The organism is Cupriavidus sp. HMR-1 (assembly GCF_000319775.1).
Classification (GTDB): Bacteria; Pseudomonadota; Gammaproteobacteria; order Burkholderiales; family Burkholderiaceae; genus Cupriavidus; species Cupriavidus metallidurans.
Genome location: NZ_ANKP01000168.1, coordinates 1 through 22409 on the forward strand (window position 1 = coordinate 1; position 22409 = coordinate 22409).

The window sequence follows — 22409 nt, forward strand, 5'->3', positions numbered from 1 at the left end:
CGGAGGCACCTGCGGCGCGCCCTGCACCGGCAACCCAGCCGGTGGCCAGCGGCGGTTTCATCGCCTGGCTCAAGGGCCTGTTCGGCGCCAAGCCGGCCACGCCGCCCGAGGCACCGGCAAAGCCGGCAGCCGAAACCCCGTCGCGCGGTGGTGAAGGCCGCCGCGAGCGTGGTCAGCGCGGCGAAGGCCGTGGTGAAGGCCGTGAAGGCCGTGAGGGACGCGAAGGCCGTGAAGGTCGCGAGGGCCGTGGCCAGCGTGGCGAGCGTGGCGAACAGCGCGGTGACCGTCAGGGCCGTGGCCAGCGTGGTGAACGCAGCGAGCAGCAACGCGGCGAACAACGTGAGCAGCGCGAGCCACGTGAGCAACGTGGCGAACGCCCGGCACGCGCACCTCGCGAAGGCCAGGCCACCCCGGCAATCGCCCAGCCGGAACGTGCCGAGGCACGCCAGGAAGGCCGCCGCGAGCGCAGCCAGGAACGTCGCGAGCGTCAGCGTGAACGCCAACGCGAACGCCATGAGGCCCGCGAGACCGACGAGGCACTGAACACCGACGCGCCGCAGCTGGCCGTCGGCGCCGTCCAGGTAGCGCCGGTCGCCGCAGCCACCGCAATGGTCGCCGTGACCACGGAAGCAGGCACCACGGAACTGCCGGCTGGTGTGGAAGGTGCCGAGACCGGTGAAGGCGAAGAACGCCGCCGCCGCAATCGTCGCGGCCGCAACCGCTATCGCCGCGACCGTGATGACACTGCGCAAAATGCCGAAGGTATTGACGGCGACGAAGCCAATCTGGCCGAAGTCAGCGCAGGCGTGACGGAATCGGAATCTGAGTCGGCTGGCTTCCAGCCCGCTGTTGCCGAGGCCGTTGAAAGCGTCAAGGCTGTCGAAACGGCCGTGGCGGTGACGCCGGCGGAAGTGGCCCCAGCAGCACCGGTCGCTCCGGTGGCCCCGGTGGCATCCGAGCCCGTCTTCGCAGCCGTTGCCGAGCCGCAAGCGGCGCCGGTAGTGACGCCCGCTCCGGTCGAGACGGCGCCGGTGGTAGCCGCTCCCGTGGCAGCTGCTCCGGTGATTTCGGAACCTGTCATCGTCACGCCGGACGTCGCCCCGGCCCCGGTTGCAGCCCCGGTTGCAGCCCCGGTTGCAACGCCGATTGAAGCCGTGGTGGAAACCGTGGCAGTCGTATCGGCCGCAACGCCGGTGACCGCCGCGCCAAGCGCCGAGAACCTGGAGCCGATGCTGGCTGCGGCTGGCCTGGAGTGGGTCCGTACGGACGGCGACAAGCACCGCGCCGCACAGGAAGCCGCTTCGCAGATCGTGCCGGCGCCGCGCGTGCCGCGTGAGCGCAAGCCGCTACCGCCGCTGCCGGAAGGCCCGATGGTTCTGGTCGAGACCGGTGGCGTACAGCAAGCCGCTGCACAGCAACAGCAGCAACAGCAGTAATTGCCTCGCGCGCTGACCGCGCGCCGGCAAGGGGAAAGGGGACGGCCAGAAGCCGTCCCCTTTTTTTGTTTGCGGATTGATTGACTTGCTGCAATGCCGCAAGCTGTATTGCAGCTGCCTCGGGCAAACTGTGACCCTATGGCAATAATGTCATCCACGATGCCCGATGCCGCTCGGCTAGAATGGCTGACAGAAAGGCCTCCCGGGCGCCCGCGCGCCGAAGAGCCTCCGTCCTCACCCTGGCCATGACCGATACCGTCATCCCCATTCTCGACCTGCGCGACCATCGATACCATTCGATGGTGCCGAGCATTCCTTCGCACCTGGTTGCGCCGAACGGACTCGTTGCCGATACGCGCGGCCGGCCACTGCATGACCTGCGTATCTCGGTCACTGACCGCTGCAACTTCCGCTGCGTGTACTGCATGCCGAAGGAAGTGTTCGACAAGGACTACACGTTCCTTCCCCACTCCGAGTTGCTGAGCTTCGAAGAGATCGAACGCACCGCGCGCATTTTCGTCTCGCAGGGTGTAGAGAAGATTCGTCTGACCGGCGGCGAGCCGCTACTGCGCAAGAACATCGAGCGACTCGTGGAAATGCTCGCGCGCATCGAAACCGTATCGGGCAAGCCGCTGGACCTGACGCTGACCACCAACGCATCGCTGCTCGCGCGCAAGGCGCAGTCGTTGCGCGACGCGGGCCTGTCCCGCGTCAGCGTCAGTCTCGATGCCATTGATGACGCGATCTTCCGCAAGATGAACGACGTCGACTATGCCGTGCGCGACGTGCTCCACGGCATCGAAGTGGCGCAAGCCGTCGGGCTGGCGCCGATCAAGGTCAACATGGTGGTCAAGCGTGGCACCAACGACGGCGAAATCGTGCCGTTGGCGCGCCACTTCCGCGGCAGCGGCATCATCATGCGCTTCATCGAGTTCATGGACGTGGGCGCCAGCAACCACTGGCAGATGGGCGAAGTCCTTCCGTCGGCCGAAGTCGTGCGCCGGATCGACGAAGTGTTTCCGCTGGACGCTGTGGCCGCCAATTACTCGGGCGAGACCGCAGAGCGATGGCGCTACCGGGATGGCGGCGGCGAGATCGGCGTGATTTCGAGCGTCACGCAGGCCTTCTGCGGAGACTGCAGCCGCATCCGGCTGTCGACCGAAGGTCGGCTCTATCTGTGCCTGTTCGCCACCGAGGGCTACGACCTGCGCGCCCTGCTGCGCGGTGGGCACAGTGACCTGGAGATCGCCAACGCGATTGCCCAGGTCTGGCAAGGCCGTACCGACAACTATTCCGAACAGCGCAGCGATCCGGCAATTCGCGCGGCACGCGCCGAGCGCAAGATCGAGATGTCCTATATCGGCGGGTGATGCCCTTCCGGGCGCCGCGCCCCATTCCTCGAGATCCATGATTTCACGCGACGACATAACCGGCCTGATCCTGGCCGGCGGCCGAGGCAGCCGCATGGGCGGCACGGACAAGGGCCTGCAACCGCTTCGCGGCGTGCCGATGGCCATGCATACGCTGATGCGCCTGTCCGCGCAGACCGGCGCGATGCTGATCAACGCCAATCGCAACCTTGCCGCCTATGAATCTTTCGGCGTGCCGGTCGTTACTGATTCCGTGCCCGACTTCGCAGGCCCCCTGGCCGGCATGCTGGCAGGGCTCGAGCAATGCCAGACCGGCTGGATGGTGACGGCGCCTTGCGATTCGCCATTCCTGCCCACGGATCTGGTGCAACGACTGGCCCAGGCCATCGAGACCGAGGACGCCGAACTGGCGATTCCGGTCACGATCGACGCCGACGGCCGCCGCCAGACCCAGCCCGTGTTCTGTCTGATGCCGGCATCGGCCATCGACAGTCTGGTCGCCTATCTGAACGGTGGCGGCCGCAAGATCGAGACCTGGGCGGCCAGCCATCGGTTGGTGGAAGTGCCGTTCGACGATGCCGCGGCCTTCGCCAATATCAACACGCTCGACGAACTGCACATGCACGAAAGCGAGAAGCGCGCGGGTTAGACTTCCAGCCTACGCTCAAGACCTCGCCTTCCGAGTACACGCGCGCCGTCCACTGTCTCTGTTCAGACTGTCAGGCGCGCCACGAGACTACGCCATGCCTTCGCTTCAATCCGTCATCTCCTGCCTGTCAGACTACGACCCCTCCGCCCTGCCCGTGGCGAAGGCCAACGCCATCATTGGCGATGTGATCGAGCCTGTTGGCGGCATCGAACAACTGGCGATCCGCACCGCACTCGATCGCGTGCTGGCCGAGGATGTGATCTCGTCGATCGACGTGCCGGCGCATGACAATTCCGCGATGGACGGCTACGCGTTCAGCAGCGCGGCGCTGGCCGACGCCGGGAGCGACGTGGTGCTTCAGGTCATCGGCACGGCCTACGCCGGCAATGCGCTTGGTAGCCCGGCAGGCCCGGGGCAAGCCGTGCGCATCATGACCGGCGCGGTCATGCCCGACGGTTGCGATACGGTGGTGCCTCAGGAGTTCGTTGAGATCCAGGCCGGTGGCAACCAGATCCGTTTTGCGGCTGATGCCGTGCGCGCCGGCGACAACCGCCGGCTGCGTGGCGAGGATCTGGCCAACGGGCAGGCCGCGCTTGCCGCGGGCCGCATCCTTCAGCCAGCGGATATCGGCCTGCTGGCCTCGCTTGGCGTGGCCGAAGTCAAAGTGCGCCGCCGCCTGCGCGTGGCCTTCTTCTCCACCGGCGACGAGCTCCGCTCGATCGGTGAGGCACTGGACCCGGGCTGCGTCTATGACTCGAATCGCTACACGCTGCACGGTATGCTGCGCCGCCTCAATGTCGACCTGATCGATATGGGCGTGGTCCGGGACGATCCGGAAGCACTGGAAGCCGCGTTCCGCAGCGCTTGCGAGAATGCCGACGCGATCATCACGTCAGGCGGCGTTTCTGTTGGAGAAGCGGACTACACCAAGCAGATCATGGCGCAACTGGGCGACGTCACCTTCTGGAAGATCGCGATGCGCCCCGGCCGCCCGATGGCATTTGGACGCATCACGTCGAATGGCCGCGAGGCACTGTTGTTCGGACTGCCAGGCAATCCGGTGGCCGTGATGGTCACGTTCTACCATTTCGTGCGCGCGGCGTTGCATCGACTGATGGGTGCCAAGGTCGCCCCACTCCCGCTGATGCGTGTGCGCAGTGCCGGAACCATTCGCAAGAAGCCGGGCCGTACCGAATACCAGCGAGGCATTCTCGCCCCCGGCGCCGATGGCACGCTGGAAGTCCGCGTCACAGGCCAGCAGGGCTCAGGGGTGCTGCGGTCCATGAGCGAAGCCAACTGCTTTATCGTGCTCGCGCATGAACAAGGCACTGTGGAAGCTGGGGAAAGCGTCGAAATCATGCTTTTCGACGGATTGATCTGAGCGCAGCGGTACGGCGAAGTCCTGCGAGGGTGTCGTTTTTGTGCCGCATTCGGCGGCAAAAGCCGCGCCCCGCCATCCGAATTGCCCATCCACAAGAGGGGCAGACTAGGCGTCGCAAGCCCCAATCGCTACACTTGCAGCACGAAAATCCGAATCCCCGAATATTGTGTCTGTCGTCATGAACCAGGAGATCGCGTACCTCCACCCTGTCAAGACCGCTCGCGCGCTGGTGCTGGTCTACCTGTGCTTTTCCGTACCGATCGTCGCCATGGGCCTGTTCGTCGCCTTCATTCGCTATGGCGACCTGCCCGGCATCACCGTCTTCACGGCCCTGATCCTCAACGCGTTGATCGGATTCGGCCTGCTATGGCTCGGTTGCAAGGCATACAACTGGGTGGCTGCCCGCTTCGGCGGCATCGAAGTGCACGTGCGCGAATTGACGCCCGAAGATCGTCAGTAAGCTGTTTCGGCTGTCACACGGGCGCTGCACCGGTTCCTCGCAGCGCCACAAGAAGCTGGACGTGCCATAGGCGATTGCTGTGTCTTTTGCCGCCATCCTCCGGCGGCTGATCTGCAGCCTTGTGGACGCTCCGAGATCGCGTCGGAATCTGAGCGACTACAGGCCTTCTGCCTGCCCCTGCTCCGCAGCGTCGGCATCCACTGAGGGCTTCTCGCCTGTTCCCAGTAGCTGTTCCGCCAAATCTCCAGGTAACGCCTCGACGGTACGCAGCTTGCGTTCCATTTGCCGGGTACGGACTTCGGCCTGTTCGATATTCCGAGCCGCACGTACCAGCGTGTCACGCGTCTTGGCGAGGACTTCACCGAATTTGCCGAACTCGGTTTTCACGGCGCCGAGCACCTCCCAGACTTCGCTCGATCGCTTCTCCAATGCAAGCGTGCGGAAACCCATCTGCAAACTGTTGAGCAACGCGGTCAGCGTCGTTGGGCCAGCCACAGTCACTCGATAGTCGCGCTGCAGCAGGTCTGTGAGTCCCGGGCGCCGCAGCACCTCGGCATATAGCCCTTCGGTAGGCAGGAACAGAATCGCAAAGTCCGTCGTTGCGGGAGGCGACAGATACTTCTCCGCGATCGTCTGGGCTTCGCGCCGCACCGCGACCTCGAGTTCACGGCTCGCACTGTTCACCCCGTCCACATCGCCCCGGTCCTGGGCGTCGATCAGGCGCTCGTATTGCTCCTTCGGGAACTTGGCGTCGATCGGCAGCCACACTGCCCCACTCTCCAACTCTCGCCCAGGCAGACGGATGGCAAATTCGACGCGCGCGCCAGAACTGCGGACCGTTTCGACATTCTTGGCGTACTGATCCGGAGTGAGTATTTGCTCGAGCAGCATCTCAAGCTGAACCTCTCCCCATGTGCCGCGCGACTTCACATTGGTCAGTACGCGCTTGAGGTCACCTACGCCCTGCGCCAGCACCTGCATCTCGCCGAGTCCACGATGGACCTGCTCCAGACGATCGGACACCAGCTTGAACGATTCACCGAGCCGCTGCTCCAGCGTGGCGTGGAGCTTCTCGTCCACGGTGCGACGCATTTCCTCAAGCTTGGCGGCATTGTTGGCCTCGATGTCGCGCAGCTTCTGCTCCAGCGTCGTACGCACCTCCACCAGACGCCGCTCATTGGCTTCCGACATCTGCGCAAGCTGCTGTTGCTGTACCGTCGCGATGCTCGTCAGATGCGTCGACAGCGTCTGCTGGAATCGCAACATCTGCTGACCGGCTTCACCGCGATTGGCGCGCGCGCTTTCGGCGATCTCCGTGCGCACTTCGCGCTCGAGCCGCTCCAGGCCACGCGCGGTATCCTCGCGCACGTCGTCACGCAACTCGCCGAGCAATGGTTGCAGGTCCGCGCCAGCGGATTTGCCCTGCGTGCGCCAGACCAGCACCAGTAGCAGCAGTACCGCCACCACGGCGGTCGCGAGGGTCAGGATGGGAACCAGTGACATGTCTCGGGCAGCCCGGCAATCAGCGACGATGCGCCATCACTTCAGGATTGACGACAGTCGGCGGTTTCCCGGCCTGCGGACCCACGTCCAGCGCGGCGATCAGATTGTCCGCGGCCAGGTTGGCCATGGCGCGGCGCGTCTTCTCGGAAGCGCTGGCGATATGAGGCGTCAGCACGATGTTCGGCACGGTCAACAAATCCGGATGCACGCTCGGCTCGCCGTCGAACACATCAAGACCCGCGGCGAAGATCTTGCGCGCGCGCAGTGCCGCCGCAAGCGCGGCGTCGTCGACGATGCCACCGCGCGCGAGATTGATCAGCGTCGCGGTCGGCTTCATCTGCGCGATTTCCGCTGCGCCGATGGCATGATGGCTTTCGGCGCTATAGGGCAGCACCAGGATAAGGTGATCGGACTGCTGCAACAGTTCCGCCTTGCTCACATATCGCGCATTGAGCGAACGCTCGACATCGCCCGGCAACTGGCTCCGGTTGTGATAAAGCACCTGCATGTCGAAGCCTGCCGCGCGTCGCGCCAGCCCCTGGCCGATACGCCCCATGCCGAGGATACCCAGCGTGCTGCCTTGGACGTCCATGCCGACCAGCATGTCGTAGCTCCAGCGCTCCCATTTGCCGGCCCGAAGATAGTGCTCCCCTTCGGTCACGCGACGCGCCGTTGCCATCAGCAGGGCCCAGCCGAAGTCCGCGGTGGTTTCCGTCAGCACGTCAGGTGTGTTGGTCGCGACGATGCCGGCTGCAGTCAGCGCAGACAGGTCGAGGTTGTTGTAGCCGACCGCCATGTTGCATACGGCGCGCAACTGCGGCAAAGCCCCCACCAGCTCGTCGTCGATCCGGTCCGCAGCGTTGGCCAGAACACCCGCCTTACCCGCCAGTCGGTCTCGCAGTGCGGCGCTGTCGAGCACCAGGTCCTCCTGGTTGTCATCGACGTCAAAGTACTGCGCGAGCCGTTCGATGACATCGGGGAAGATTGCGCGGGTGACCAGAATGGAGGGCTTCATATCAGTCATACGTGGAAAAAGAGGAGCGTCATCACCAGGAACAGCGGCAGCAGCACAGTGCAGGACCAGGCCATGTAGCCGAAGAAGCTCGGCATCCGCACGCCACGGCTTTCAGCAATTGCCTTCACCATCAGGTTCGGCGCATTGCCGATGTAGGTATTGGCGCCCATGAACACCGCGCCAGCGGAAATCGCCGCAAGCGTCGAAGCATCACGCGTCATCAGCGTGGCCGGATCACCGCCTGCGGTATTGAAGAACACAAGGTAGGTCGGCGCATTGTCGAGGAACGACGACAGGATGCCTGTGGCCCAGAAATACATGCTGTCGATAGGCTGCCCATTGCCATCACTGACCGCGCGAATCACGCCCGCGAAAGCGCCATCCGTACCGGCCTTGAGCATCGCGATCACGGGAATAATCGTCAGGAAGATGCCGGCGAACAGCTTGCCGACCTCGAGGATCGGCTCCCAGTTGAACTCGTTTCCTGCGCGCGCAACATGCGGCGTGACGATGAGCGACGCCAGGGTGACCACGACCAGCAGAACGTCACGCAATACTGCCGGCAGCGGCACGTCCGTGCCCATCACATCGAACACGATGCCGGGCTTCCACAGCCCGCTCATCAGCACCAGGCCGATTACGGCCAGCAGCAGCACGAAGTTCACCTTGCCTTCGATGCGGATGCCCCGCGAATCAGGCGTCGGATCTTGCCTGACCGGCAGTTCCTCTTCCCGATTCAGATAGTAGTGACGATCGATCACGTAGAACAGCGCCAGCAGCAGCACCCACATGAAGATCGTCTCGGGCAGGATGTTGCGCATGGTCCAGAAGAAGTCCACGCCCTTCAGAAAACCAAGGAACAGCGGTGGATCACCGAGCGGCGTCAGCGCGCCGCCCGCGTTTGCCACGAGGAAGATAAAGAACACGACGACATGCGCCACATGCCGGCGATTGTCGTTGGCACGCAGCAGCGGCCTGATCAGCAGCATCGCCGCGCCAGTGGTGCCCATGATGCTGGCCAGCAACGTGCCCAGCGCGAGAATGCCGGTGTTCAACTTTGGCGTGCCATGCAGGTTGCCGCGCACGCAGATACCGCCCGCCACCACATAGAGCGCGGTCAGCAACACGATGAACGGAATGTACTCGGACAGCAGCGCGTGCACGACGTTGGCCGCCGCGGTATGCACGCCAAAGACCGTCGCGAACGGCACCAGGAACAGCACGCCCCACGCCGCGGCGATCTTGCCGTAGTGGTAATGCCAGAGCTTGGGCGCAAATAACGGAAACAGCGCGATCGACAACAGAATGCCGGCAAACGGCAGTCCCCAGATTGGCGCTAACGCCGCCCCGTCGAGATCGGCCGCATGGCCCCAACTCGGCAGCAGTCCAACAAGCGCAAGCAGGCAATGGGGAAGCAGTGTGCTGACACGTCGCATCGTGTGGATTTCTCCTTTCTCGTGAAGAGGGTCAGTGTAAAGCAAACCCCTCGGAGAAAGGTCTCAAAATGCGCCTGTTGCGGCGCGTGTGGCGATGATCAGCCCCGATCGACGAGAATCACGTGTACCCGGTATGGGCCATGCGCGCCCAGCACGATGGTCTGCTCGATATCGCCGGTTCGCGACGGACCGCTGATGATATTGGTGGCACGCGGCAGTTGACCATGCTCGGCGCGCATTCGCGCAAAGGCTTCTTCAAGATTGGCCACGATGCGCGACACCGGTACCACCGCAATATGAGTCTCGGGCAGCAGCGCTGCCGACGCAAACGTGTCCGGGCCCGATAGCAGCATCAGCGAGCCAGTCTCTTCAATTGCCACGAAGCAGCCCGTGATGCCGACTAGGTCGCCATGGTCATGGTCACCTTGCGGATCGCGCAGCGGCGGACGACATTCGACCGTCATCCCCTGCTCCTCCCACGGCAAGCTGCCCAGGCTGGTCCATGCCACAGCACGGCGCACGAGCTTCAGCCCGTCCACGTAACGCGCCACGGCCGCCGGAACTTCGGACAGGGTCGCCACGCGATCCACGGTCGAGGCCATCTTCTGCGCCTGCGCGACGAACCCAGCGGCACGATCGCCGTCAACCGGCGGCTGCGGCCCTTGCGGATGTCGCGCCAGATAGTCGGCCACTGCCTCCCGTTCACCTTCGGTCACGGCGGCCCCCCGGCCTTGGGCAGCGCGGATGCGGGCGAAGATGCGGTCACGGGCGGCGTTGGTTTCCATGGCGATGTGAGTATGTGGCGGTTGAAGGGACAGGCCGATTGTAGAAAGCGCCCTGGTGCGCGCGGTTGAAAATTCCTAAGCGGGGGCCTGAACCGCGAACACCTGCCGCAGGTACGACAGATAGCCGGGATCGTCGCACATCGTCTTCTCGGGCGTGTCCGACAGCTTGGCCACGGGCTGCCCATTGCACCGCACCATCTTGATCACGATCTGCAACGGCTTGTAGCCAAGATCGTTGGTCAGATTGGTGCCCACACCGAAAGCGAGCTTGCAACGGCCACGGAATCGCTCGTAGAGCTCGATGACCTTGGGAATGTCCAGCGCATCGCTGAAGATCAGCGTCTTGCCGCGCGGATCCACGCGGTTGGCCGCGTAGTGCGCGATCATCCGCTCGCCCCATTCGAACGGATCGCCCGAGTCGTGTCGCACGCCGTCGAACAGCTTGCAGAAATAGAGATCGAAGTCCCGCAGGAATGCGTCGAAGCCGTAAGTGTCCGAAAGCGCGATGCCAAGGTCGCCGCGATATTCGTGCGCCCACCGCTCCAGCGCGTAGACCTGCGAATCACGCAGGCGCGGCCCAAGGGCCTGGCAGGCCTGCAGGTACTCGTGCGCCATCGTGCCAAGCGGCGTCATGTTGTGCAGACGCGCGAAGTGGACGTTGCTGGTGCCGGCCAATTGCGGGCCAATGGCGTCGCGCATCGACAGCAGAACCTCCTCCTGCCAGTCGCACGAGAACCGGCGGCGGGTGCCGTAGTCCGCGATCACGCAATCCACATAGGGCGGCGCCCCGAGCAGCTCCAGCTTGGCCTGCAGCCGGCGACGGCCCTCCGCCAGATCGGGCTTCGGCTGGGTACGTCGGAAGTACACCTCGTTGACGATGGCCAGCAGCGGAATCTCGAACAGGATCGTATGAAGCCACGGACCCTTGATGATGATCTCGATTTCGCCGCCACCCTTGGCCGACGGCAGCACCTGCACGTACTTCTCGTTCAGATGGAACAGCGCCAGGAACTCGACGAAGTCGCTTTTGATAAAGCGCAGACCGCGCAGGTAATCGAGTTCGTCGTCGGTGAATCGCAACTGGCAAAGCTGCGTGATCTGGGACCGGATCTCGTCGACGTACGGCGTCAGGTCGACCCCGGCGTTGCGGCACTTGAAGCGGTACTCCACCTGAGCCTGCGGGAAGTGATGCAGCACCACCTGCATCATCGTGAATTTGTACAGGTCAGTGTCGAGCAGGGAACGGATGATCATAACGAGGCCAGACGGGGGCATACCGGAAGTCAGGCCATCATGCTAACCGAAAGTATCGCGGAGGCGCGCTGGCGTAGCCTGGCGTCGTCAGCCGCCATCGAGCGAGCGCAGCCCTTGTGGCGGTTTCTGTTCCGACTTGCGAGGCGTCTGCACACACCAGAGCGGCACCCCCTGCTCGTCCGGGCAGGTGACCAGCGTGGCCTGCGCGCGTGGCACCGCAGTCGGCAACGGATCGGCGAAATTGGCCGATGCGACCATGATGCGCTCCTGGTAGACCGAACGGCCGGCCCGGTCGAAGCGCAGCACCTGGATCATCGAGCCGGGAGGCGGGTGCAGGTCCGGGCCACATGGCACGAGACCTTCGCGGCTGCAATTGGCCATCGGGTCGCCGGCGGCCGCACGGACCACGCTGAAGCTATCCCACTCAAACGCCGTCAGCGATGAAAGCGTGACCGGCTGGTCCGTCCGCGCCCGCCAGGCCACCAGCCGGGAGACCACGCTATCGGCCATGGCCGCGGAGCCGTTCGTCGGCGCCAGCGTCTGGGCGGCCAACGGCAGCGGCGCTAGCATTGCTGTGGCCAGGCAAACTGCGAATCGGAACAGAAGGCGTGCCTGCATGGCATGGGTCCCCGGTCGGATGTTGCGTAGTCTGAATGTCCCGCAAGGGCCCGCGGCCGCACTTTTACCCCGGGTAGCCACAGGCATCGTAGGGAGAATATTAGCGGTTCGCCACCGGTTTCGATGCCCTGAACGCCACGAAAGCCGCCTGGCAGGCCGACTTTCGAATCGGATTGCCAACAAAACACATAAAGAAATAAGAAAACTATCTTACCCAGCTATATAGACTCGCTATTCTTGCGGGAAGGCTCGGCTACAATATCGGTCTTTGAAAGGCCACGGCCCCCGTTCGCCCCAAGTTATCCCGATTGACTTGCGCTGTGCTTGACGCATGTCGGGTGACTGGCGGGAACGCCGGGCAAGAATGCGGCCTTGGACCTCCCCCATTTGAAGACCGATCCGTTTTTCTGGAACCGAAATGACTCACGTTGTCACCGAATCCTGCATCCGTTGCCGCTATACCGACTGCGTTGATGTGTGTCCGGTCGATTGTTTCCGCGAAGGCCCGAACTTCCTGTCCATCGACCCGGACGAATGCATCGACTGCGCCGTGTGCGTGGCCGAGTGCCCGGTCAACGCGATCTACGCCGAGGAAGACGTGCCGGGCGATCAGCAACAGTTCATCGAACTGAATGCCGAACTCTCCCGGATCTGGCCCTCCATCACCAAGACCAAGGCCCCGCTGGCCGAGGCCGAGGAATGGAAGGATGCCACCGACAAGCTGCAATACCTGCAGCGCTAAAAAATACAGAGAGCCGTCCCCCGCGCTTTCTAGCAATGCCGGGCACACGTGTGCCCACAACGTATCAGGACGAATATGGACTTGAGCATTCCTAACCCCGTGGCCGACGCGACCCATCAGGCCGGCGGGAACCCTGGCGGTCAGCCGCTGGAAATTGACGCGCTGATCGTGGGCGCTGGCCCAGTTGGCCTGTTCCAGGTCTTTGAACTGGGGCTGCTCGAAATCAAGGCACATATCATCGACTCGCTCAAGGTAGTGGGCGGCCAGTGCGTCGAGCTGTATCCGGACAAGCCGATCTACGACATCCCGGCCGTGCCCATCTGCACGGGTCAGGAACTGACCGACAACCTGCTGAAGCAGATCGAGCCGTTCTCGCCGACGTTCCATCTGGGCCAGGAAGTGAGCGTCGTCGAGCGCCGCGAAGACGGCCGTTTCTTCGTCGAAACATCGCTCGGAACCCGCTTCATCACCAAGACCATCTTCATCGCCGCCGGCGTTGGCTCGTTCCAGCCGCGCACGCTGAAGGTGGAAGGCATCGACAAGTTCGAAGGCAAGCAACTGTTCTACCGCGTCAAGGATCCGAGCCGCTTCCACGGCCGCAATCTGGTCGTCGTCGGCGGTGGTGATTCGGCGCTGGACTGGACGCTGGATCTGGTGGGCAAGGCCGAATCGGTGGTGATGATCCACCGCCGCGATGGTTTCCGTGCCGCGCCGGCATCGGTGGCCAAGATGCGCGAGCTGTGCGAACAGATGGAAATGCAATTCATGGTCGGCCAGATCGGCGGCTATGAAGAGAAGGACGGCGTGCTTACCGAGATCAAGGTGACCGGCGCCGACGGCGTGACCCGTCGTATGCCCGTCGACGACATCCTCGTGTTCTTCGGCCTGTCGCCGAAGCTCGGCCCGATCGCCGAATGGGGCCTGGACCTCGAGCGCAAGCAGATCAAGGTGGACACCGAGAAGTTCGAGACGAACATCCCGGGCATCTTCGCGGTTGGCGACATCAACACCTATCCGGGCAAGAAGAAGCTGATCCTGTCGGGCTTCCACGAAGCCGCACTGGCTGCTTTCGGCGCCGCGCCGTACATCTTCCCGGACAAGAAGATCCACATGCAGTACACGACGACCTCGCCGAAGCTGCACAAGGTGCTTGGCGTGGAGACGCCGGTTTTCGACTGACATCGGAACCGAAACAAAAAAGCCGCCTCCGGGCGGTTTTTTTGTTTGCATAAATCGAAAAGCTGGCTATAATGCGGCCTCGCTGCTAAACACGGCAACGCTGCAAAAGGTGGAAACGCCCGCTGCAGGCCGGTTTCGAGGCGAACCAGAGTTCTGGCAATAACTTCTAGCGAAAACAAAACGTTAAAAAGTTGTTGACGAAACGAAGAGAGGCTGGTTATAATTTCTTTCTCAGCTGTTCCCCGATAGCTCAGTTGGTAGAGCGCCGGACTGTTAATCCGTAGGTCCCTGGTTCGAGCCCAGGTCGGGGAGCCAACCAATATAAGAAAAAGGCCGATGCGAAAGCATCGGCCTTTTTCTTTTTGCGCGCCCAACACCCCTCCCCTGCACAAACGTTCCAGAGCCTTCGCATCAGACTGTATAAGATGCCCGCTCAAGGAACCGAAACGCGAAAATCGCTGTGAGCCCCCAAAGCTGGATCGACCTCAGGCAGGATGCCAGCACTGGCATCGAGACGATTCGCGCCCATTTCACTGGCCACGCCTACGATCCTCACTGGCATGACAGCTACCTGGTCGGATACACCGAGCAGGGCATCCAGCAGTTTCACTGTCGCCGCGAAGTCCAGCGCAGCACCCCTGGCAAGGTGTTCACGCTGGAGCCCGGTGAGATCCATGATGGCTACGCTGTGGCGCCGGAAGGCTTCACCTACTCGATGCTCTATCTCGACGCACAGTGGATGGAGCGCGAGCTACGCGCCGTATTCGAGGACGCCCCAGCGCACTGCCAACCCGGCTTTGCTCAGACCCTGAGAGAAGACCCCGCGCTGATCTCGGCCATCGGTAGCGCCTATTCGGTCCTGCAGCAGCCCGAATTGCGCATCGTCCGCCAGTCGGCACTCGATGCGCTGCTCGCCCAATTGACAGCGCATATGCATTGGCGCGCGCATCACGCATTCGACCCGCGCCTGCCCCTGGTGGCACAGCGGGCGCGCGACTATCTCCACGACCACCTCGATCACGATATCGGGCTCGATGATCTGGCTGCGATCAGCGGTGTGGATCGCTATCGACTGACACGCGCCTTCAAGGCGGCGTTCGGCATCGCGCCGCACGCCTACCTGGTACAGATGCGTCTGGCGCGCGCAAGACACCTGCTGGCCCGAGGCGCAACGCCAGCCGATGTCGCCGTGGCGCTCGGCTTTGCCGACCAGAGCCATCTGGGACGCTGGTTCCGGCGTGCCTATGGCCTGACACCCGCGCACTACCGCAAGCGCTGCTCAAATCTTCCAGACGCGTAAGACATCGGCCGCAACAATGGCCACATGCTCGACACGCTCCCTTTTCTTCCTTTCCTGCTTTTCGCGATCGTTGCGTCGATCACGCCCGGCCCGACCAACGTCATCGTACTGAGCCACAGCGCCCGCCGCGGAATCGTGGCAACGCTGCCGATCATCATGGGCGGCTGTGGCGGCGCAGCCTTGCTGGTACTAGCCGTCGGCATCGGCATTGGCGATGCCTTGACTGACCACCCGCAGGTGCAACGCGTGATGGCCTGGAGCGGCGTGCTCTGGCTCTCCTGGCTGGCGTGGCAGATCTGGAGCAGCCCGGCAGCAAGTGTCGAGGTCGACAGCAACGACAAACGGTCTCTCGGCCTCGCAGGCGCGGCCGCATTGCAGCTCGTGAATCCGAAGACCTGGATGATGGCGCTGGCCGTGGTAAGTGTTTTCGCGGGCCACAGGTCAGACCATTCGCATCAGGTGATTCTGCTGTCACTCGCCTTCTTTATCATCTCGCTGCCTTGCATGGGCGTATGGGCAGTCCTCGGCGCCGGCGCCACCCGCTACATCCGATCCCCCGCCATGATGAAGCGCTTTGACCGCCTCATGGCGCTTGTACTGCTGATCTCGGCGTGGTGCAGCCTGTTGCAGTAACGCCAATCCCAGGATTGGCGGTCCTCGCGCACATTTCCTGGTGTATGATCTTGGATTGCCCAGGTTTACTTGACTCACCCCCGGTATACCTGTAAAAGCTTACCGGCGTATTTCTTGCGCAATACTCACGGAAACAGGTAGCCCGCCAAGTTTTTACCTAGCTAGGAAAATTTGGCCCATCACCCCTGACACAGGCAGTACGGATTTCGGTCCACAGCAGGTTCTAGGGGCGCACCACGGCATTCGCCGCTGTGTGCAATACCACCGTCATGAAAGGCTCCGGGGCCCGACATGGCACGTTTCCCCCTATGAACCCACCGCCTCTGGCGGTAATTTCCGAAGGACTGAATTGACTAAGATCGTTCTGAAACCGGGCGAGCCCGTTGAAGTTGCAATGCGTCGTTTCCGTCGCGCCATTCTGCAGACTGGCCTGATCGTGGAACTGAAGAGCCGCACCGCCTACGAAAAGCCGACGACCGAACGCAAGCGCAAGAAGAAGGCTGCCGAGGCCCGTCTGCGCAAGCGTCTGCGTATGCAAATGCTGCCGAAGAAGCTCTACTGATTCGCGCATTGCCAAGAAAAACCGCCAGCAAGCTGGCGGTTTTTTTTCGTCCCTGCGGCACCGCCTAGGAGCGCGTGGCAATCAGCGCGCCCGCCCCAATCAGCGTAATGCCGCCGGCACGTTGCATATTGGCCTGCGCCCGTCGCGTGGTCAGCCGGGTCGCCAGCGACCGCGCCAGCAGCGCATAAACCATGGCATTGGCGCTCGCCAGCACCACGAAGGTCGGGATCAGCACCACGGCCTGCGACCAGAATGCCAACTTCGCATCCATGAACTGCGGCACGAAGGCCACGAAGAACACGATGCTCTTCGGGTTCAGCGCCGTGACCAGCCATGCCTTGGCAAAGCGCTGGGCACCGCTGCCGGACTGCGGCGCCACCTCGAGTTCCCGGGCCCGATTCGCGGTACGCAGCGCCTGCACACCGAGATAGACCAGATAGGCTGCCCCAACCCACTTGAGGGCCGTGAAGAGCGTGGCAGAGGCCGCCAGCACCGCTCCCAGGCCCGCCATCGACAGCGTGAAGGCCGTCAGGTCACCACAGGCCACACCAGCCACCGTGGCATAGGCACTGCGACCACGGTGCGCGAGCGCATCACCGATCACAAGGAGGATCGTCGGCCCTGGAATGATCAGCAGGATCACGCTGGTCAGCACGAACGCAATCCAGTGTTCGAAAGTCATCACGACTCCTTTGAAGTCCGGCTTTGGAAGTATCAAGAGTAAGCCGAACGCCGCATGTTAGCCAGCCCGCACTCCGGCAAATGGAATTGTCTCGCCGTGATTCGCGCAACAATGCGCCGAGCGATGCCCTGCATAATGGCAGATATCGCATCCTCGGGACCTCGCCTTGACCGCAATCCTCCAGATGCGCAATGTGCGCAAACTCTATGGCGACCACGTCGTGGTCGACAACCTGGACCTGGAAGTCCAGCCCGGCCAGTGCTACGGCCTGCTCGGCCCCAATGGCGCCGGCAAGACCACCACACTGCGGATGCTGCTGGGCCTGACCACGCCAGCGTCCGGCACGCTGATGCTTTGCGGCGAACCGATTCCGCAACGCGCCCCACAGGCGCGGATGCGCGTGGGCGTGGTGCCGCAATTCGACAATCTCGATCCCGACTTCTCCGTCATCGAGAATCTGCGCATCTTCGGGCGTTACTTTGGGCTGTCTTCCGCCCAGATCGCGGAGCGAGTGCCGAAGCTGCTCGAGTTCGCGCGACTGGAAAGCCGTGCCGACGCGCAGGTGCGCGACCTCTCTGGCGGCATGCGGCGGCGCCTGACCGTGGCGCGAGCGCTGATCAACGACCCCGACCTGCTGATCATGGACGAGCCGACCACGGGCCTCGACCCGCAGGCCCGGCACCTGATCTGGGAGCGACTCAAATCACTGCTGTCGGCCGGCAAGACGATCCTGCTGACCACCCACTTCATGGAGGAAGCCGAACGGCTCTGCAACCACCTGTGCGTCATCGACGCGGGTCGCAAGATCGCTGAAGGCAAGCCACATGAACTGATTGACCGCGAGATCGGCTGCGATGTGGTGGAAGTCTACGGCGACGAACTCGAACCGCTGCGCGACACGCTGACGCCCCTGGCCGAACGCACCGAAATGCGCGGCGAAACGCTGTTCTTCTATGTGCGCGAGCCGGCTCCGCTGCTGGCCGCCCTGCATGGCAAGGGCGGCGTGCGCTACCTGCATCGGCCCGCCAACCTCGAGGACGTGTTCCTCAAGTTGACCGGCCGCGAGATGAGGGATTGAAATGAGCGAACTGGACCCACCACGAAGCACTGACGCGGTCGTCGCCGGCGCGCCGCCCGTCGTGCAAACCCACCAGCGCTACCCTCAGCCGCTGCTGCCACGCAACGCGCGCAACTGGATGATGGTCTGGTACCGCAACTACATGGTCTGGAAGAAGCTGGCCGTGCCGTCATTGATCGGCAACCTGGCGGATCCGATGATCTATCTGTTCGGCCTGGGTCTCGGGCTTGGATTGCTGGTCGGCAATGTGCATGGCGTGTCGTATATCGCGTTTCTCGCGGCAGGCACGACGGCATCGAGCGTGATGATGTCCGCCAGCTTCGAGTCGATGTATTCGGCGTTCTCGCGCATGCATGTGCAGCGCACCTGGGAAGCGATCATGCACGCTCCGCTGACGCTGGGCGACGTGGTGTTGGGCGAGGTGCTATGGGCAGCCAGCAAGGCCGTGCTGTCCGGGGTGGCGATCATGCTGGTGGCCGGCCTTCTGGGCTATGCGCAGTTTCCGAGCGCGCTCGGGGCGCTACCGGTCATCGTGCTGGCGGGCGTGACATTCGCCAGTCTGGCGATGATCGTGACCGCGCTGGCACCGAGCTACGACTTCTTCATGTTCTACCAGACGCTGGTCATGACGCCGATGCTGCTGCTATCGGGCGTGTTCTTTCCGCTCGAACAATTGCCAGAAGGCGCACAGGCCGCCACGCAAGTGTTGCCGCTGGCGCACGCAGTCGCATTGATTCGCCCGTTGATGCTGGGCCGGCCGGTGGAGAATGTAGCGCTGCACGTCGGTGTGCTCGCGGCGTATGCAGCCGTGGCGCTGACGGTGGCGCTGGTGCTGCTGAGGAAGAGGATGCTGCGGTGAAGCCCCTCGCCCAGTCATGGGCGAGGGGAGAAAAACCAACCGCTTACTGGCCCAGGCCGCGCAGCAGATCGGCCTTCAGATCTTCCACGGACTCCAGGCCAACGGCCAGTCGGATCAACCCTTCGCTGATGCCGGCAGCGGCCTTGGCTTCAGGCGCCACGCGACCGTGGGTGGTGGTGTATGGATGGGTGATCGTCGTGCGCGTGTCGCCAAGATTGCCGGTGATCGAGCACAGCTTCGTGTTGTCGATCACGCGCCACGCAGCAGCACGCATGGCCTCGGGGGTGTCGCCCTTCAACTCGAACGACACGATCGCGCCGCCCCCGCTCTGCTGGCGTTGGGCGATCTCGTATTGCGGATGCGACTTCAGCGCCGGGTGGAACACACGATTCACGGCTGGATGCGACTCGAGGAACTCCGCAATTGCCAGCGCGCTTTGCGAGTGGCGCTCCATGCGGATCGCCAGCGTTTCCATGCCCTTGAGCATCACCCACGCGTTGAACGCCGACAGCGTCGGGCCCGCCGTCCGCACGAACGGGAACACCTTGCCCATGATGAAATCGTGCTTGCCGACCACCGCGCCGCCAAGCACGCGGCCCTGGCCGTCGATGTGCTTGGTGGCCGAATGCACCACCACATCGGCACCGAACTTGATCGGCTGCTGCAAGGCCGGCGAACAGAAGCAGTTGTCGACCACGAACAGCGCGCCAGCGTTGTGCGCAATATCGGCAACCGCCGCGATATCGGACACCTCGGTCAGCGGGTTCGACGGCGTCTCCAGGAAGAACAGCTTTGTGTTCGGCTTCACGGCGGCACGCCAGGCTGCCAGATCGGTGCCGTCGACGTAGGTCGTCTCCACGCCGAACTTGGCCAGGATCGAGTTGAACAGCGTCATCGTCGAGCCGAAGATCGAACGCGAGCTGACCAGATGATCGCCGGCCTGCAGCGTGGCGAGCGCCACCGACAGAATCGCGCTCATGCCCGAAGCCGTGGCCATGCAGGCCTCCGCGCCTTCCAGCGCGGCCAGGCGCGACTGGAACATCGACACGGTCGGATTCGTAAAGCGCGAGTAGGTGTAACCCTCTTCCGAGTTGGCGAAGCGCGCGGCGGCTTCGGCTGCACTGTTGAAGCAGAAGCTCGAGGTCAGGTACATCGCCTCGGAGTGCTCCATGAATTCGCCAGTGCGCAGCGTGCCGGCGCGCACGCCGAGGGTATCAATGCCGTAGGCGTCGGGGTTGAACGGTTCGCTCATGCTGCTTTGCTGCCTTCCGAAGATTCTGGTTTCTTGTTATTCGTTGCCGCCCGAGCGCTGCAGATGCAGCTGCGAACGTTCGGTTTCACCGCCGTTGGTGCCTTCACGATCGGCCAGGCTACGCGCGGTCTCGAGGCGCTCCAGATAGGCGTCGTCAATATCGCCGGTAACGTACTTGCCGTCGAAGCACGACGCATCAAAGTCACGCAGGTTCGGGTTGATGTCGCGCACAGCCTGCTTCATCGCTTCCACGTCCTGGTAGACGAGCTGGTCGGCGCCGATCATGCGCGCCACTTCTTCGTCCGTGCGACCATAGGCCACCAGTTCGGCGCGCGTGGGCATGTCGATACCGTAGACGTTCGGGAACTTCACCGGCGGCGCGGCCGACGCGAAGATCACCTTCTTCGCACCTGCGTCACGCGCCATCTGCACGATCTCGAGCGACGTAGTACCGCGGACGATCGAATCGTCGACGATCAGCACATTCTTGCCCTTGAACTCGACACCCATCGCGTTGAGCTTCTGGCGCACCGACTTCTTGCGCACTGCCTGGCCAGGCATGATGAACGTACGGCCCACGTAGCGGTTCTTGAAGAAGCCCTCGCGGTACTGCACACCGAGCGCATTGGCCACCTGCATGGCGGCCGGGCGGCTCGAATCGGGAATCGGCATGACCACGTCGATATCGCCAGCCGGCACTTCGCGGCGAATCTTTTCAGCCAGGTAGTCGCCCATGCGCAGGCGGGCATCGTAGACCGGCACGCCGTCGATGCACGAATCCGGACGAGCCAGATAGACGTACTCGAAGATGCACGGCGTCAGCACCGGATTGTCGGCGCACTGCTTGCTGTGGAACGAGCCGTCCAGGTCGATGAAAATCGCCTCGCCCGGCGCCACATCGCGCTCCATCTGGTACCCAATGCCTTCCAGGGCCACGGATTCCGAGGCGATGAGGTATTCCTTGCCGGTCGGGGTGTCGACGCTGCCAATACACAGCGGGCGGATGCCGAACGGATCGCGTACGGCCAGCAGGCCGTAGCCGGCGATCTGCGCGGTGATCGCATAGGCACCCTTGACGCGGCGATGCATGCCCGCGACGGCCTTGAAGATTGTCTCCGGGTCCAGTTCGTTGCCGCTGCTGGCGCGTTGCAGTTCGTCGGCCAGCACGTTCAGCAGCACTTCGGAGTCCGAATGCGTGTTGATGTGGCGACGATCCCGACGGAACATTTCCTCGCGCAACTGTTCCGAATTGGTCAGGTTGCCGTTGTGGGCGAGGATGACGCCGTACGGCGCGTTCACATAGAACGGCTGTGCTTCTTCCTCGCTCGACGCGGAACCGGCGGTCGGGTAGCGCACTTGGCCGATGCCCGACGTGCCCGGCAGGCTGCGCATGTTGCGCGTGCGGAACACGTCACGCACCATGCCGTTGGCCTTGTGCATGTGAAAGGTGCTGCCATTGGCCGTGGCGATGCCGGCTGCATCCTGTCCGCGGTGTTGCAACAGCAGCAGGCTGTCATAGATGAGTTGATTGACAGGGCTGGTGGAAACCGCACCGACGATACCGCACATGCCGAACTCCCAGGAAAGGCAAATGATTCAGGGGCGCAATCCCGTCAAGGGCGAACGGGATCTGCGTTGTCACTGTCGCCGCGGGTGCGCTCTGTCGAGCAACGCCCGCAGGCGCTCACGTCTTCACATATTTGGCCAGGTCCGGCGGCAGCCAGTGCCGCAGCTCGTCCATGGCCTGCATCACATAGGGGCGCGACACCGCGTCACGCCAGAATGGTTCTTCCGGCAGCCTGGTGAGGCCCGCCAGCACGACGACCAGCATCACGATCAGCGCGCCCCGCGCCAGCCCGAACAACAATCCCAGGCCGCGATCCGCGGGCTTCAGCCCGGTGGATTCCAGTAACTGGCCCAGAATCGCCCCCGCCAGCGCGGCGACGATCCACGTACCAAAGAATACGGCGAGAAAGCCGAGCGCGCTGCGCGTCAGTTCGCCGCCTGGCAGCGACTCCGGCATCCATTGTGCGGTCATGCCGCCGAAATGGTATGCCAGTACGAAAGCCACGACCCAACCCACCAGCGCGAGCACCTCGCGCACCAGGCCGCGCAGTATGCCAACCAGGCCTGAGGCCACCACAATGAAGGCCACCGCGTAATCGAAAAAAGTAAAAGCCATGCGTCCTGGGCGGTGCGATGCGTTCCTGTCAGA

The 22409-nt window shown here is 63.3% G+C and carries 21 protein-coding genes, 1 tRNA gene and 1 pseudogene; 13 read left to right on the top strand and 10 right to left on the bottom strand.

The window, feature by feature from the left end:
- From D769_RS32410 to D769_RS19150, 5 genes and pseudogenes are all read left to right on the top strand, one after another.
- Positions 1-1436: pseudogene (locus D769_RS32410) on the top strand (ribonuclease E/G); the annotation flags it as partial.
- A gap of 245 nt (positions 1437-1681) precedes the next feature.
- Positions 1682-2806: a GTP 3',8-cyclase MoaA gene (moaA, locus tag D769_RS19135; RefSeq protein WP_008648392.1), complete on the top strand. Its 1125-nt coding sequence runs from the start codon at positions 1682-1684 to the stop codon at positions 2804-2806.
- A gap of 37 nt (positions 2807-2843) precedes the next feature.
- On the top strand, positions 2844-3455 hold the full coding sequence (gene mobA / locus D769_RS19140) for a molybdenum cofactor guanylyltransferase MobA (protein WP_008648393.1): 612 nt from the start codon (positions 2844-2846) through the stop codon (positions 3453-3455).
- A gap of 94 nt (positions 3456-3549) precedes the next feature.
- Positions 3550-4836: a gephyrin-like molybdotransferase Glp gene (gene glp / locus D769_RS19145; protein WP_008648395.1), complete on the top strand. Its 1287-nt coding sequence runs from the start codon at positions 3550-3552 to the stop codon at positions 4834-4836.
- A 178-nt stretch (positions 4837-5014) separates the two neighbouring features.
- Positions 5015-5296 (top strand): hypothetical protein, encoded by a 282-nt coding sequence (locus D769_RS19150; RefSeq protein WP_008648396.1) that lies wholly within the window; start codon positions 5015-5017, stop codon positions 5294-5296.
- A gap of 156 nt (positions 5297-5452) precedes the next feature.
- On the opposite strand, the gene rmuC is transcribed toward D769_RS19150, so the two are convergent.
- The 6 genes from rmuC to D769_RS19180 all read right to left on the bottom strand — a co-directional run bounded on the left by rmuC (position 5453) and on the right by D769_RS19180 (position 11859).
- Positions 5453-6799, bottom strand: coding sequence for a DNA recombination protein RmuC (gene rmuC, locus D769_RS19155; RefSeq protein ID WP_008648398.1), 1347 nt, complete (start codon positions 6797-6799; stop codon positions 5453-5455).
- A 19-nt stretch (positions 6800-6818) separates the two neighbouring features.
- A complete protein-coding gene (locus D769_RS19160) occupies positions 6819-7814 on the bottom strand; it encodes a D-glycerate dehydrogenase (RefSeq protein WP_008648400.1) in 996 nt (331 codons plus the stop codon).
- A 5-nt stretch (positions 7815-7819) separates the two neighbouring features.
- Positions 7820-9250, bottom strand: coding sequence for a sodium:proton antiporter (locus D769_RS19165; RefSeq protein WP_008648401.1), 1431 nt, complete (start codon positions 9248-9250; stop codon positions 7820-7822).
- Positions 9251-9348: 98 nt separating this feature from the next.
- On the bottom strand, positions 9349-10035 hold the full coding sequence (locus tag D769_RS19170; protein ID WP_008648403.1) for a lactate utilization protein C: 687 nt from the start codon (positions 10033-10035) through the stop codon (positions 9349-9351).
- 75 nt (positions 10036-10110) lie between these two features.
- Positions 10111-11289: a nicotinate phosphoribosyltransferase gene (gene pncB / locus D769_RS19175; RefSeq protein ID WP_008648404.1), complete on the bottom strand. Its 1179-nt coding sequence runs from the start codon at positions 11287-11289 to the stop codon at positions 10111-10113.
- A gap of 87 nt (positions 11290-11376) precedes the next feature.
- On the bottom strand, positions 11377-11859 hold the full coding sequence (locus D769_RS19180; protein WP_241227886.1) for a hypothetical protein: 483 nt from the start codon (positions 11857-11859) through the stop codon (positions 11377-11379).
- Between the two features lie 466 nt (positions 11860-12325).
- Here D769_RS19180 and fdxA point away from each other — a divergent pair, with 466 nt between their 5' ends.
- The 6 genes from fdxA (at position 12326) to rpsU (ending at position 16323) form a co-directional block, all read left to right on the top strand.
- The gene (gene fdxA / locus D769_RS19185) at positions 12326-12649 is read left to right on the top strand and encodes a ferredoxin FdxA (protein ID WP_008648407.1); all 324 of its coding nucleotides are present in this window, start codon (positions 12326-12328) and stop codon (positions 12647-12649) included.
- A 75-nt stretch (positions 12650-12724) separates the two neighbouring features.
- Complete coding sequence (locus tag D769_RS19190; RefSeq protein ID WP_008648409.1) at positions 12725-13828, top strand: NAD(P)/FAD-dependent oxidoreductase; 1104 nt, start codon at positions 12725-12727, stop codon at positions 13826-13828.
- Between the two features lie 239 nt (positions 13829-14067).
- A tRNA-Asn gene (locus D769_RS19195) sits at positions 14068-14143 on the top strand.
- A gap of 145 nt (positions 14144-14288) precedes the next feature.
- Positions 14289-15128 carry an AraC family transcriptional regulator gene (locus tag D769_RS19200; protein ID WP_008648411.1) on the top strand — a complete coding sequence of 280 codons (840 nt, stop codon included), beginning with the start codon at positions 14289-14291 and terminating at the stop codon, positions 15126-15128.
- A 24-nt stretch (positions 15129-15152) separates the two neighbouring features.
- Positions 15153-15761: a LysE family translocator gene (locus tag D769_RS19205; RefSeq protein ID WP_008648413.1), complete on the top strand. Its 609-nt coding sequence runs from the start codon at positions 15153-15155 to the stop codon at positions 15759-15761.
- 349 nt (positions 15762-16110) lie between these two features.
- Positions 16111-16323, top strand: coding sequence for a 30S ribosomal protein S21 (gene rpsU, locus D769_RS19210; RefSeq protein WP_008648415.1), 213 nt, complete (start codon positions 16111-16113; stop codon positions 16321-16323).
- Positions 16324-16387: 64 nt separating this feature from the next.
- Here rpsU and D769_RS19215 read toward each other — a convergent pair whose 3' ends face one another.
- Complete coding sequence (locus D769_RS19215) at positions 16388-17005, bottom strand: LysE family translocator (protein ID WP_008648416.1); 618 nt, start codon at positions 17003-17005, stop codon at positions 16388-16390.
- A gap of 166 nt (positions 17006-17171) precedes the next feature.
- On the opposite strand from D769_RS19215, the gene nodI reads away from it, so the two are divergent.
- Positions 17172-18083: a nodulation factor ABC transporter ATP-binding protein NodI gene (gene nodI, locus D769_RS19220; protein WP_035884873.1), complete on the top strand. Its 912-nt coding sequence runs from the start codon at positions 17172-17174 to the stop codon at positions 18081-18083.
- A gap of 1 nt (position 18084) precedes the next feature.
- Complete coding sequence (locus D769_RS19225) at positions 18085-18942, top strand: ABC transporter permease (RefSeq protein WP_008648421.1); 858 nt, start codon at positions 18085-18087, stop codon at positions 18940-18942.
- A gap of 43 nt (positions 18943-18985) precedes the next feature.
- On the opposite strand, the gene D769_RS19230 is transcribed toward D769_RS19225, so the two are convergent.
- From D769_RS19230 to D769_RS19240, 3 genes are all read right to left on the bottom strand, one after another.
- A complete protein-coding gene (locus tag D769_RS19230) occupies positions 18986-20194 on the bottom strand; it encodes an O-succinylhomoserine sulfhydrylase (protein WP_008648424.1) in 1209 nt (402 codons plus the stop codon).
- Between the two features lie 36 nt (positions 20195-20230).
- Entirely contained in the window at positions 20231-21763 is a 1533-nt protein-coding gene (gene purF / locus D769_RS19235) for an amidophosphoribosyltransferase (protein ID WP_008648427.1), read from the bottom strand.
- Between the two features lie 115 nt (positions 21764-21878).
- Positions 21879-22376: a CvpA family protein gene (locus tag D769_RS19240; protein ID WP_008648429.1), complete on the bottom strand. Its 498-nt coding sequence runs from the start codon at positions 22374-22376 to the stop codon at positions 21879-21881.
- Between the last annotated feature and the right edge of the window lie 33 nt (positions 22377-22409).